Raw genomic sequence first — 12,436 nt, forward strand, 5'->3', positions numbered from 1 at the left:
GGGCGTCACCGTCTTGGGCGTCACCGTCTTGGGCGTCACCGTCTTGGGCGTCGACGCCGGGCAGCTCACCGATCCGGTAGCCGTGCGCCCGCATCGCCCGCAACAGCCGCACGGCGCTGGCCGGGGTGTCCAGCCCGACCGCGTTGCCGATCCGCGCGTGCTTGGTCGGGTAGGCGGAGAACACCACGGCCACCCGCTTGTCCGCCGCCGGTATGCGGCGCAGCTGCGCATGCCGGACCGCCAGGCCCGCGACCCGCGCGCAACGCTCCGGGTCGGGCACGTAGGAGATCAGCCCCTCGTCGTCAATCTCCTTGAACGAGAACGGAACCGTGATGATCCGCCCGTCGAACTCGGGTACCGCCACCTGGCTGGCGACGTCGAGCGGGCTCAGGCCGTTGTCGTTGTCGCGCCACACGTCGCGCGAACTGGTCAGGCACAGCCCCTGCAAGATCGGGATATCAAGCGCGGCAAGGTGTTCGACGCTCCAGGAGTCGTCGAGACCCCCGGCCGACGCGGTTGCGGGCTTGACTCCCCCGGCGGCCAGCACGGTGACCACCATGGCGTCGGCGTGTGAGAGCGTGTCCAGCATCGACGGCTCGGCGGCGCGCAGCGACGCGCAGTACACCGGCAGGGCTCGCCCGCCGGCGGCGTCGATCGCGTCGCACAGCGCGGCCACGTACGCGGTGTTGCCGGCCAGGTGCTGAGCGCGGTAGTACAGCACCGCGATCGTCGGGCCGCCGGTGCCGGCGGAAACCCGGTCCAGCAGCCCCCAGCTCGGCGTGCTCACCGGCGGGCTGAACCCGAAGCCGGTCATCAGCACGGTGTCGGACAGGAACGCGTGCAGGTGACGCAGATTTTCCACACCGCCCTCGGCCAGGTAGATGTGGGTCTGCAGCGCGATGCCGGCCGGCACCGTGGACCGCTCGGTCAGGTCGGCGTCCGGTGACTGCTCGCCGCTGACCACGACCGCTGGGGCGCCGCTGGCCAGGACCGCGTCGATGCCGTCCTGCCAGGCCCGGTAGCCGCCCAGGATGCGCGCCACCACGATGTCGGCGCCACCGAGCAGCTCCGGCAGCTCGCCGGGCAGCAGCCGCGCGGGGTTGGCCCACCGGTAGTTCTTGCCGCTGGCGCGGGCGGTGATCAGGTCGGTGTCGGACGTCGACAGCAGCAGCACGGTCGGCTCGGGCACTCGTCATTCTTACCGCACGCCGGCCGCGCAGCCGGCGGGCCCGGCGCCGCTCGCCCGACACCGCTGGCCGTAGCGTGGAGGGGTGGCGCGGACCCGTACTCATGACGCCTGCCCCGGCGCGCTGCACGTGCATCAGGCCGCCGACGGCGGGATGGCCCGGGTGCGGCTGCCCGGCGGAATGCTCAGCGCCGCGCAGTTGGCGACGCTGGCCCGGGTTTCGGCCGCATTCGGGTCCGGCACCCTGGAGCTGACCGCGCGCGGCAACGTGCAGATCCGCGGGATCCGAAGCGGCGAAGCGGCGACGGCGCTCGCCGACGCGCTGGCGCAGGCCGGTCTGCTGCCGTCGGCGACGCACGAGCGGGTGCGCAACATCGTCGCCTCGCCGCTGTCCGGCCGGGCCGGCGGGCGTGCCGACGTGCGCGGGTGGGTCAGCGAGCTGGATGCCGCGATGTGCGCGGAGCCGGCGCTGGCGTCGCTGCCGGGCCGGTTCTGGTTCGGCGTCGACGACGGCCGCGGTGACGTGGCCGGGCTGGGCGCCGACGTCGGCGTGCATGTTGTCGACGGCGGCGCCGCGTTGGTGGTGGCGCGGCGCGACACCGGCGTCCGGCTGGCGCGCCCCGACGTCGTGCCGGCGCTGGTCGAGCTTGCGGCGAAGTTTGTCGCACTTCGCGGAAACGCCTGGCGGATAACCGAATTGGACGATTTAGCCGTGTTGCTGCCGGGTGTCGAACCGGGCGGCGCGTTCCCCCCGGTGAGCACGCCGCCGGTGGGCTGGATCTCCCAGGACGACGGCCGGACTGCGCTGGGCGCCGTGCCGCCGCTGGGCGTCCTGCCGGCCCGGGTCGCCGAGCGGCTGGCGGCCATCGGGGCGCCGCTGGTCGTCACACCGTGGCGCTCGGTGCTGGTGTGCGACCTCGACGAGCAGACCGCCGACGCGGCGGTGCGGGAGCTGGCGCCGCTGGGCCTGGTGTTCGACGCGGACTCGCCGTGGCTTTCGGTCAGCGCCTGCACGGGCAGCCCCGGCTGCGCGCATTCGGCCGCCGACGTGCGCGCCGACGCGGCGGCCGCGGCCCGCGCCGGGGATGCCGGCGCTGCAGGCCACCGGCACTTCGTGGGCTGCGAACGGGCCTGCGGCAGCCCGCTGCTGGGTGAGGTGCTGGTCGCCGGCGCAGAGGGCTACCGGGTGCTGCGCGCACCCGCTTAAGGTGAGCGGGTGCTGGACTACCTGCGCGACGCCGCCGAGATCTACCGGCAGTCGTTCGCGACCATCCGCGCCGAGGCGGACCTGGCCCGGTTCCCGCCCGGCGTCGCGCAGGTGGTGGTGCGGCTGATCCACACCTGCGGGCAGGTCGACCTGGCCGAGCACGTCGCCTACACCGACGACGTGGTGAGCCGGGCCGGGGCCGCGCTGGCCGGCGGCGCCCCGGTGCTGTGCGACTCGTCGATGGTGGCGGCCGGGATCACCCGGACACAGCCGCTGGACAACGAGGTCGTGTCGCTGGTGGCCGATCCGCGGGCCGGCGAGCTCGCCGCCCGTCGGCACACCACCCGCTCGGCGGCCGGGGTGGAGCTGTGGGCGGACCGGCTGGCGGGTGCGGTCGTGGCGATCGGCAACGCGCCCACCGCGCTGTTCCGGCTGCTTGAGCTGGTCGACGACGGCGTGCCGGCGCCGGCCGCGGTGCTGGGCGGGCCGGTCGGCTTCGTCGGCTCGGCGCAATCCAAGCAGGAGCTGATCGACCGGCCGCGCGGAATGGCCTACCTGGTGGTCACCGGCCGGCGCGGCGGGAGCGCGATGGCCGCCGCCGCCGTCAACGCCGTCGCGGCGAGTGTCGCATGACTCTGCGCGGCACCCTGTTCGGTGTCGGGCTGGGGCCCGGCGACCCGGAACTGGTGACGGTCAAGGCCGCCCGCGTGATCGGCGACGCCGCTGTGGTGGCTTATCACAGCGCCCGCCACGGGCACAGCATCGCCCGCGGCATCGCCGCGTCGTATCTGCGGCCCGGGCAGATCGAGGAGCACCTGGTCTACCCGGTCACCACCGAGTCCACCGACCACCCCGGCGGCTACGGCGGCGCGCTGGAGGATTTCTACGCCGACGCCACCGCGCGCATTGCCGCGCATCTGGACGCCGGGCGCGACGTGGCGCTGCTGGCCGAGGGCGATCCGCTGTTCTACAGCTCCTACATGCATCTGCATACCCGGTTGACGCGGCGTTTCGACGCGGTGATCGTGCCGGGCGTGACGTCGGTCAGTGCGGCGTCGGCGGCGATCGCCACACCGTTGGTGGCCGGCGACGAGGTGCTGTCGGTGCTGCCGGGCACGCTGCCGGTCGCCGAGCTGGCCCGGCGGCTTTCCGACGCCGACGCCGCCGTCGTGCTCAAGCTGGGTCGGTCCTATCCCGCTGTGCGGGAAGCCCTTTCGATGGCCGGCCAGCTCGACGACGCGGTGTATGTGGAGCGGGCCAGCACGGCCGGACAGCGGGTGCTGCCCGCCGCCGACGTCGACCCCGGCGCTGTTCCGTACTTCTCGCTGGCAATGGTGCCCGGCGGCCGGCGCGGCCGACCGGGGCCCGGCGCTGTCGCGGTCGTCGGTCTTGGCCCCGGGCACACCGACTGGATGACTCCGCAAAGCCGCCGCGAACTGGCCGCCGCCACCGACCTGATCGGCTACGGGCCGTACCTGGACCGGGTTCCGGCCCGCGACGGCGTGGTCCGGCACCCTAGCGACAACACCGACGAAGCCGCGCGTGCCCGGCTGGCCTGCGAGCTGGCCGAGCAGGGCCGCGCGGTGGCGGTGGTGTCCTCGGGCGATCCGGGGGTGTTCGCGATGGCCACCGCCGTGCTCGAGGAAGCCAAGCAGTGGCCGAGCGTTGCGGTGCGGGTGATTCCGGGGATGACGGCGGCGCAGGCCGTCGCCAGCCGGGTCGGCGCCCCACTGGGCCACGACTACGCGGTGATCTCGCTGTCCGACCGGCTCAAGCCGTGGGCCGTGATCGCGGCGCGGCTCTCCGCCGCGGCTGCCGCGGACCTGGTGCTGACGATCTACAACCCGGCGTCGAAAACCCGCACCTGGCAGGTCGCCGCGATGCGGGATCTGCTGCTGGCCCACCGTGATCCGGGTACACCGGTGGTGGTCGGCCGCGACGTGTCCGGTCCGGGCGAGCGCGTCACGGTGGTGCGGCTGGCCGACCTGGACCCGGCCGAGGTGGACATGCGCTGCCTGCTGATCGTCGGCTCGTCACAAACCCAGTGGTACGCCGCCGATTCTGGCGATCGGGTGTTCACGCCGCGCCGCTACCCGGGGTGACCGTGGCGCGGGGCCGCCGCGGCGTGAACCGCAGTGTTTAGAATCGATCTGCTGATCCCGAGGCCGATCGCCTCGCCAGAGAACTCGCTGTCCGTGGAGGGCGGCTCGCCCGCGAAACCGGGCGTACCCGTGCCGAACCGTTGGGCGAGGAACTGGCGGCCATCCGCCAACGGTGCGCAACCCTGCCGGTGCTCGACACGCGATCGGCGGAGGACATTCTCGGCTACCACGATCGACGACCACAGCGCGCGGATCGAGGTCGTCCACGTCGCTCGTCGCAGCGACGTCTACCGGCGTTGACGACGAGCCCGCCAGCCCGGATCCAGCCGGTCGTCGGCCCCGACGGCGCGGGCCAGATCCCAGGTGTGCACCAGCACGTCCCGGGTCAGTGCGGGCACCAGGGCGCGCGCGTCGACGTGTGCCGCGGGATCGTTCCCGACGGCCGGCACTTCGAGGACACGCTCGAACAGGTCCTCCCGCGAGAATGCCTCACCCAGCCGCTGGACGGTGAGCTCCCAGCGCCGCCGCGGATCGTCGCGGGGACGATCCGGCTTGCATCCCAACGGCCGCAACAGCAACACGTCGTGGAAGCCGATCACGTGCTCGAGCACCGCCCTGGCATCCCAGCCCGCACACGGTGACGGGCAATCCCACCTGCCCTCGGCTGACGCGACGGCCGCACCGAACCGTCGGCACACCGCCAGGTGCAGGCCGGCAGTTGTAACGGTCACGCCTCATGAGTCCGCTCTGGCATTGCGCTGCGATCGGACCCAGGCGTACGCCGCGTCGACGGTGCGCACTGTGCTCACCCCGGCCGGCAGCGGCGGGCGCTCCACCATCACGACCGGAACACCCAGGGCCGCAGCCGCATCCAGCTTGGCCCGGGCCATCTCGCCGCCGCTGTTCTTGGTGACCAGCACGTCGATGCGGTGCTCGCGCAGCAGTGCGTGCTCCCCGTCGTAGGCGTACGGCCCGCGGGAGAGCAGCAGCCGGTGGCGGCGCGGCAGCAAAGCGTGATCGGGTGCGGTGACGGCGCGGATCAGAAACCACGCGTCGCTGCCGGCGAAGGCCGCCGTACCGGAGCGACCGGTTGTCAGGAACACCCGCGAACACTTCTGTCGGGCAACGACTTCCGCGGCCCGCGTATCCGAGGCGACCACCATGGCGTCGCCGGGGTCCCACGCCGGGCGGGCCAGCACCACCAGCGGCAGCCCGAGCTCATCGCACGCCGACGCGGCGTGCGCGGTGATGGTGGCGGCGAACGGGTGGGTGGCGTCGACGACGGCGTCGACGTGTTCGTCGCGCAACCACCGTCGCAGCCCGTCGACGCCGCCGAACCCGCCGATGCGCACCGCGCCCACTGGCAGCGCCGGGTCGGGCACCCGCCCGGCCAGCGAGCTGATCACGTCGACACGCCCGTGCAGGCATGCGGCCAGTGCGCGCGCCTCGGCGGTGCCGCCGAGTACCAGCACTCTCATCCGGGCGTCCTTCGCCGGGCCGCCGAGTACAGGTAGCTGTCGGCGAACCCCTCGGCGGCCAGCACGTCGCCGACGACGATGACGGCGGTTTTGGTGACGCCGGCTTCCTGCATCTGCTGCGCGATGCCGGCCAGCGTGCCGCGCAGCACCCTTTGCTGCGGCCGGCTCGCGAAAGCCACGACCGCCGTGGGTGTTTCGGGCCGGTAGCCGCCGGCTAGCAGTTGCGCGACGATCGCGTCGATCTGCGCGGCCGCCAGATGCAGCACCATGGTGGCACCGGATCGGGCGAGCGTGCTCAGGTCTTCGCCGGGCGGCATCGGCGTCGACACCGTGGAAACCCGTGTCAGGGTGACCGTCTGCGCCACCCCCGGCACGGTGAGTTCACGCCCCAGCGCGGCGGCGGCGGCGGCGAAGGCCGGCACGCCGGGGACGACCTGGTAGTCGATGCCCAGCACATCGAGGCGGCGGCACTGCTCGGCCAGCGCGCTGTAGAGCGACGGGTCACCGGACTGCAGCCGCGCCACGTCCAGGCCGGCGGCATCGGCATCGGCGATCTCGGTGATGATCTGCTCCAGGGTCAGGCGACCGGTGTCGACCACCCGCGCCCCGGGCGGGCACAGCGCCAGCAGGTCGGGCGGCATGATCGACCCGGCGTACAGGCACACCGGGCACCGGCGCAGCAGCCGCTGCCCGCGCACCGTGATCAGGTCGGCCGCCCCCGGTCCGGCGCCGATGAAGAACACCGTCACGTCGTCAGCTCCCACTGGGTGACCGGCAGCTGCGGGCGCCAGCCGGTGAAGCCGCCCAGCGGCTCCCCGTGATAGTGCTGAAACCGTGCCAGGTGTCCGCCCAGCCGTGAACGCGCTTGTGCCAGAACAGCTTCCGACTCCACCGTGACGGCATTGGCAACCAGGCGCCCGCCGCTGGGCAGCAGCTGCAGGCAGGCGTCGAGCAGACCGGGCTGCGTCAGCCCGCCGCCGAGGAAGATCGCCGCCGGCGCCGCAGCGCCGTCGAAGGCATCCGGCGCCGCCCCGCGCACCTCCACGTCCGCGCCGAACGCGGCAGCGTTACGGGTGATGCGGCCGCGGCGCGCCGCGTCGCGCTCGAACGCGACCGCGCTGCACCCCCGGGCGCTGCGGGCCCACTCGACGGCGATACTGCCCGAGCCCGACCCCACATCCCACAGCCGCTCCCCGGGCCTCGGCGCCAGCGCCGCCAGCGTCACCGCGCGGATGGCCTGCTTGCTGATCTGGCCGTCGTGGGCGAAGACGTCGTCGGGCAGCGGCGCCGCGACGCGGTCGTCGGGCAGGTAACGCACCGCGATCACGTTGAGGCCGTCGACGTCCCCCGGCGGGCCGGCCGCCCAGCCGCGGGCGGTGCCGTGCCGGCACCGCTCGGCCGGCCCGCCGAGCTGCTCGAGCACGCTGAACGCCGAGTCGCCGCGACCGTGTTCGGTGAGCAGCCCGGCCAGCGCCGACGGCGTGGCGCCGTCGCGGGACAACACGATCGCCCGGCCGCCGCGACGTATCGCGGTGTGCGGCGGTGCGTTGACCAGGCTGATCACCTCGGTGTCGGCAGTGCTCCAGCCGATCCGCGCGCAGGCCAGCGTCACCGCCGACACGTGCGGCAGCACCCGCACCCGCCGCTGCCCGAACAGCCGGATCAGCGTGCCGCCGATGCCGTGCAGCAGCGGATCCCCACTGGCCAGCACGTGCACGTCGGGCTCCACGTCGAACAGGCCGGGCAGCACCGGCAGCAGCGGCGACGGCCACACCCGCCGCTGCGCCGGCACCGTCTCGTCGAGCAGGTCCAACTGCCGGAGCGAGCCGTAAACAACCGTGGCGCTGCGCAATTCGCCGACCGCGGTGGCCGACAGCCCGGCCATGCCGTCGGCGCCGATACCGACCACGACTATCAATTGCGCCGCTCTCCCCCGCAAGCGGGTGGTGCCCCCACCTCATCGCTTTGCTCTGCATCGTCGCCGGCGCGAATCATCGCGGCATCCGCCGCCAGACGAACTGCGGCAATAGCCGCAGGCAAAAGAACAGCGGCCGCAGCGCCCACGGCACCCACACGGTGCGCCGGCCCCTGGCCAGCGCCCGCGCGGTCGCGGCGGCCACCTGCGCGGGCGTGCCGGACAGCGGGGCCGGCGTCATACCCTGCGTCATCCGCCCGACGACAAAGCCCGGCCGCACGATCAGCACCCGCACCCCGGTGCCGTGCAGCGCGTCGGCCAGCCCGCCGGCGAAACCGTCCAGGCCGGCCTTCGCCGAGCCGTACACGTAGTTGGCCCGGCGCACCCGCACCCCGGCCACCGACGAGAACACCACCAGCGATCCGCGGCCGGCCGCGCGCATGGCGGCCACCAGGTGGGTCAGCAGGCTGACCTGGGCGACGTAGTCGGTGTGCACGACGGCCACGGCATGGGCGGCGTCGGTCTCGGCGCGGACCGCGTCGCCGAGGACGCCGAACGCGAGCACCGCGGTGCCGACGGGCCCGTGCCCGGCGACCATCGACGCGACCAGCGGGCCGTGCGAGGCCAGATCGTCGGCGTCGAACTCGACGGTGTGCACCGCCGCCGCCCCGGCGGCGCGAATCGACGCGGCCTGCGCGCCGAGCCGGTCGGCCCCGCGCGCCGCCAGCACCACCGTCGCTCCCGGCGCCAGCCGCCGCGCCAGCTCGGTGCCGATCTCGCTGCGGCCACCGAAAATCAGCACCGAGCCCGTGTCCTCCACGGCTGCGATTATCGCCTGTTATAGCGTGAGCGGTAATGGCCAACACCACCACCCGGCTGACCGACGACGCGCTGGCATTCCTGTCCGAACGTCATCTGGCCATGTTGACCACGCTGCGGGCCGACAATTCGCCGCACGTGGTGGCGGTCGGGTTCACCTTCGACCCCAAGACGCACATCGCCCGGGTCATCACCACGGGGGGTTCACAGAAGGCGGTCAACGCGCAGCGCAGCGGGGTTGCGGTGCTCAGCCAGGTCGACGGCGCGCGGTGGCTGTCGCTGGAGGGCCGCGCCGCGGTGAACAGCGACGTCGACGCCGTCCGCGACGCCGAACTGCGCTACGCCCAGCGTTATCGCACCCCGCGGCCCAACCCGCGCCGGGTGGTCATCGAGGTGCAGATCGAGCGGGTGCTCGGGTCGTCGGACCTGCTGGACCGCAGCGCCGGGTAGACCGCCGCGCGATCACGCCGAGGTCGGCTGGGCGCCGGGCGCGCGGATCACCAGCGGCACCGCGGGGAAGTAGGCGGCCATCTCCGGTCGCGACTTGGCCAGCGCGGCGGTGCCGTAGCCCTTGTGCCGGCATTCGGGGTGAATCCAGATCCGGACGTGAACCTCGTGGCCGACCAGCTCGCCGAACACAATGCCGACCTTCTGGGTGCCGTCGACGGCGACGAACCAGGCGGCCTCCTCGGCGTCGATCCGTCGCAGCGCCGCCCGGATCTCGTCGTCGAGGTCGCCGACGGCCGCCCCCGTCCCGTCGCCCGTGGCGCCCATGTTCGCGGTGCGCTCGGCGAAGATGTCGCGGTCGGCGTGGCCGGCGAACGGGCGAAGGACCAGGTTGTCGCCGGAGCTTGCCGGGCGCTCCTTGAGGGTGAAGGTCAACTGGGCGTTCAGGTCGTCGAGCTCGGCGGCGATCTGTTTGCGCGAATCCTCGGTGAGCTGGTCGAACGACATCCCCATCACCGCCTCGCCGCCCCGGCGCGAGGTGCCCAGCAACGCGACGATCGCGTCGACAGCAGCGGGGCGGTCGCCGGCCTCGACGATGGCATCCAGCACCTCGTGCCGGCGTTCGAGCGCGTTCATCAGGGCGTCGGCGATCTCGCGGCGAGCGGCCGCACGGTCGTGATTGGTCATCGCCTGAGCCTAGTCTTCTCGGGGCCGCGGATCACCCGGTCGGCACGACGATCAGGTCGTGTGCGGAGTTGTTGACCGCGGCGGCGCCGTCCGCGGTGACCACGACGATGTCCTCGATGCGGGCGCCCCACTGGCCGGGAAAGTAGATGCCGGGCTCGACGGAGAACGCCATCCCCGGGCTCAGCGGCAGGTCGTTGCCCGCGACGATGTAGGGCTCCTCGTGCACCGACAGCCCGATGCCGTGCCCGGTGCGGTGCACGAAGTACTCGCCCAGACCCGCCGCGGTCAGCACGTCACGGGCGGCCGCGTCCACCTGCTCGGCGGTGACACCCGGACGCACCGCGTCGACCGCTGCGCGTTGCGCCCGCTGCAGGATTGAATACTGTTGCGCCACTTGCTCGTTCGGCTCACCGATACTGTAGGTGCGGGTCGAGTCGGAGTGGTAGCCGGGCGCGTAGGCGCCGCCGATGTCGACGACGACGATGTCGCCGGCCTGCAGCTCCCGGTCCGAGCACCCGTGATGCGGGTCGGCGCCGTGCGGCCCCGACCCGACGATGACGAAAGCCACCTCCGAATGCCCCTCGGCGACAATCGCTTCGGCGATATCTGCGGCGACGTCGGCCTCGGTCCGGCCCGGCGCCAGAAACTGCGGCACCCGGGCATGCACCCGGTCTATCGCCGCGCCGGCCTTGCGCAGCGCGTCGATCTCGTTGGGGTCCTTGACCATTCGCAGCCCGCGCAGCACGCCGGTGGCCAGCACCGGCGGCACCCCGAGCACGCCGGTCAGCGGCACCAGGTGCAGCGCCGGCATGGCATCGGCGACCGCGGTCGCCGCCGGGGCGCCACCGAGCGCCGCGGCCACCAGCCGGTAGGGGTCGTCGCCGTCGACCCAATCGGCCACGGCCAGGCCGAGATCGGCGACGGCCGATTCGCGCAGCGCGGCCAGCTCCAGCCGCGGCACCACCACGGTCGCCTCGCCGCGGGCCGGCACCACCAGCGCGGTGAGCCGCTCGAAGGTCTGCGCCCGCGACCCGATCAGGTACTGCAGGTCATGCCCGGGGGTGATGACCAGACCGGACAGGCGGGCCTGCGCTGCGGCGGCCGCCGCCGCGGACATCCGGCGGGCGTAGACGTCGGCGTCGAACCGGGCGGATCTCACGCATGCCAGGCTAGCTGACCGCCAAAGTGTAACTACCGACCCATTTCCCAAGACGCCGCGTCGCTAACCGCACTCTCGCGGACAATGAGAGCATGCCTCTACTGCTGCTCGACGGCGCCAGCATGTGGTTCCGCTCCTTCTATGGGGTGCCGGCGTCGATCACCGCGCCCGACGGCCGGCCGGTCAACGCCGTGCGCGGCTTCCTGGATTCGGTGGCGCTGCTAATCGGCCGGCACCGGCCCGCCCGGTTGGTGGTGTGCCTGGACTGGGACTGGCGCCCGCAGTTCCGGGTGGACGCCATCCCGTCCTACAAGGCTCATCGCGTGGAGCAGCAAACCCATAGCAGCACAACGGATGTCGAGGAGATACCCGACGAGTTGTCGCCGCAGGTGGAGATGATCGAGGAGATCCTCGACGCGTTCGGCATCTGCACCGCCGGCGCGGAGGGCTTCGAAGCCGACGACGTGATCGGCACCCTGGCCGCCGCCGAGCGCCGCGACCCGGTGGTGGTGGTCAGCGGCGACCGCGACCTGCTGCAGCTGGTGACCGACGACCCGGTCCCGGTGCGGGTGCTCTACCTCGGTCGCGGCCTGACCAGGGCCACCCTGATGGGTCCGGCGCAGGTCGCCGAGCGTTACGGCGTGCCCGCCGACCGGGCGGGCGCCGCATACGCGGAGCTGGCACTGCTGCGCGGCGATCCGTCCGACGGGCTGCCCGGCGTGCCGGGCATCGGCGAGAAGACCGCCGCCGCGCTGCTGGCGCGGCACGGTTCGCTGGCGGGGATCCTGGCCGCCGTCGACGACCCGACATCGTCGCTGGCCGCCGGTCTTCGGGCCACATTGCGGGCCGCCGCGGACTACGTGGCGGCCGCCGGACCGGTGGTGCGGGTCGTCACCGACGCGCCGGTCGAGCTGTCGACGCCGAGCGACGCGCTGCCGCTGGTGGCCGCCGACCCGACACGCACCGCCGACCTGGCGGCCCGGCTGGGCGTCGGGTCGTCGATCGGGCGGCTGCAGCAGGCGCTCGACGCGCTGGCCCGATGACGGATCGGCCTACTTGGGCCGGCCGACCTCGTAGGTGCCCTTGTTGTCCTGGAAGGTGACGGTCACCTGGCGCTTGGCGCCGTCGATGCTGACGTTGCAGTCGAAGGAGCGGCCCTTCTTCACGGTCGGGTTTTCGCCGTGGTTGCAGGTGACGTCCTTGACGTTCTTCGCGCCGTACCCGTTGGTCTCGTCGGAGAGGATGTGCTGGACGCCTTCCTGCGCCTTGTTGACGTCCAGCTTGGTGGTCACGAACCAGCCGGGCGCCCAGAATCCGAGCACCAGTACGGCCGCGGCGACGATCGCGGCGAATCCGCCGACCACCGCGACGATCACCGCCCGGGATCGCTTCGAGGGCTCGGCGGGCGGCCCGTACTGGCCGGGCTGACCATACTG

14 protein-coding genes and 1 pseudogene are annotated in these 12,436 nt (G+C 73.1%); 6 read left to right on the plus strand and 9 right to left on the minus strand.

All coding sequences use genetic code 11. The features are described 5' to 3' along the window. The coding region (locus ABDW21_RS06855; protein ID WP_343601905.1) for a cobaltochelatase subunit CobN at positions 1-1,189 on the minus strand (1,189 nt) is incomplete at its 3' end. 82 nt (positions 1,190-1,271) lie between these two features. On the opposite strand from ABDW21_RS06855, the gene cobG reads away from it, so the two are divergent. From cobG to ABDW21_RS06875, 4 genes and pseudogenes are all read left to right on the plus strand, one after another. Next, on the plus strand, positions 1,272-2,393 hold the full coding sequence (gene cobG, locus ABDW21_RS06860; RefSeq protein WP_343601906.1) for a precorrin-3B synthase: 1,122 nt from the start codon (positions 1,272-1,274) through the stop codon (positions 2,391-2,393). Positions 2,394-2,402: 9 nt separating this feature from the next. Continuing rightward, positions 2,403-3,026 (plus strand): precorrin-8X methylmutase, encoded by a 624-nt coding sequence (locus ABDW21_RS06865; protein WP_343601907.1) that lies wholly within the window; start codon positions 2,403-2,405, stop codon positions 3,024-3,026. After that, positions 3,023-4,495 carry a precorrin-2 C(20)-methyltransferase gene (locus ABDW21_RS06870; protein ID WP_343710221.1) on the plus strand — a complete coding sequence of 491 codons (1,473 nt, stop codon included), beginning with the start codon at positions 3,023-3,025 and terminating at the stop codon, positions 4,493-4,495. Before ABDW21_RS06865 ends, ABDW21_RS06870 begins: the two co-directional genes overlap by 4 nt. A 56-nt stretch (positions 4,496-4,551) precedes the next feature. Continuing rightward, positions 4,552-4,722: pseudogene (locus ABDW21_RS06875) on the plus strand (antitoxin); the annotation flags it as partial. Positions 4,723-4,782: 60 nt separating this feature from the next. Here the strand turns inward: ABDW21_RS06875 and ABDW21_RS06880 are convergent. From ABDW21_RS06880 to ABDW21_RS06900, 5 genes are all read right to left on the minus strand, one after another. After that, entirely contained in the window at positions 4,783-5,226 is a 444-nt protein-coding gene (locus ABDW21_RS06880; protein ID WP_343601909.1) for a maleylpyruvate isomerase family mycothiol-dependent enzyme, read from the minus strand. Between the two features lie 3 nt (positions 5,227-5,229). Then, a complete protein-coding gene (locus ABDW21_RS06885) occupies positions 5,230-5,973 on the minus strand; it encodes a cobalt-precorrin-6A reductase (protein ID WP_343710222.1) in 744 nt (247 codons plus the stop codon). Then, positions 5,970-6,722: a precorrin-4 C(11)-methyltransferase gene (gene cobM, locus ABDW21_RS06890; RefSeq protein ID WP_343601911.1), complete on the minus strand. Its 753-nt coding sequence runs from the start codon at positions 6,720-6,722 to the stop codon at positions 5,970-5,972. The genes ABDW21_RS06885 and cobM overlap by 4 nt, the downstream gene beginning before the upstream one ends. Continuing rightward, positions 6,719-7,891, minus strand: coding sequence for a precorrin-6y C5,15-methyltransferase (decarboxylating) subunit CbiE (gene cbiE / locus ABDW21_RS06895; RefSeq protein WP_343601912.1), 1,173 nt, complete (start codon positions 7,889-7,891; stop codon positions 6,719-6,721). Before cbiE ends, cobM begins: the two co-directional genes overlap by 4 nt. Positions 7,892-7,964: 73 nt before the next feature. Then, positions 7,965-8,708 carry an SDR family NAD(P)-dependent oxidoreductase gene (locus tag ABDW21_RS06900; protein WP_343601913.1) on the minus strand — a complete coding sequence of 248 codons (744 nt, stop codon included), beginning with the start codon at positions 8,706-8,708 and terminating at the stop codon, positions 7,965-7,967. A 35-nt stretch (positions 8,709-8,743) separates the two neighbouring features. Here ABDW21_RS06900 and ABDW21_RS06905 point away from each other — a divergent pair, with 35 nt between their 5' ends. Continuing rightward, the gene (locus ABDW21_RS06905; protein WP_343601914.1) at positions 8,744-9,157 is read left to right on the plus strand and encodes a F420-dependent biliverdin reductase; all 414 of its coding nucleotides are present in this window, start codon (positions 8,744-8,746) and stop codon (positions 9,155-9,157) included. A 12-nt stretch (positions 9,158-9,169) separates the two neighbouring features. Here the strand turns inward: ABDW21_RS06905 and ABDW21_RS06910 are convergent, their stop codons facing one another. Together ABDW21_RS06910 and ABDW21_RS06915 are read right to left on the minus strand one after the other, a co-directional pair. Then, the gene (locus ABDW21_RS06910) at positions 9,170-9,841 is read right to left on the minus strand and encodes a GNAT family N-acetyltransferase (RefSeq protein WP_343710223.1); all 672 of its coding nucleotides are present in this window, start codon (positions 9,839-9,841) and stop codon (positions 9,170-9,172) included. Between the two features lie 31 nt (positions 9,842-9,872). After that, a complete protein-coding gene (locus ABDW21_RS06915) occupies positions 9,873-11,000 on the minus strand; it encodes a Xaa-Pro peptidase family protein (RefSeq protein ID WP_343601918.1) in 1,128 nt (375 codons plus the stop codon). A 92-nt stretch (positions 11,001-11,092) separates the two neighbouring features. Here ABDW21_RS06915 and ABDW21_RS06920 point away from each other — a divergent pair, with 92 nt between their 5' ends. Beyond that, positions 11,093-12,043, plus strand: coding sequence for a 5'-3' exonuclease (locus tag ABDW21_RS06920; protein ID WP_343710224.1), 951 nt, complete (start codon positions 11,093-11,095; stop codon positions 12,041-12,043). Positions 12,044-12,052: 9 nt separating this feature from the next. On the opposite strand, the gene ABDW21_RS06925 is transcribed toward ABDW21_RS06920, so the two are convergent. Then, the coding region (locus ABDW21_RS06925; protein ID WP_343710225.1) for a DUF4333 domain-containing protein at positions 12,053-12,436 on the minus strand (384 nt) is incomplete at its 5' end.

The organism is Mycobacterium sp., from assembly GCF_039583805.1.
GTDB lineage: Bacteria > Actinomycetota > Actinomycetes > Mycobacteriales > Mycobacteriaceae > Mycobacterium.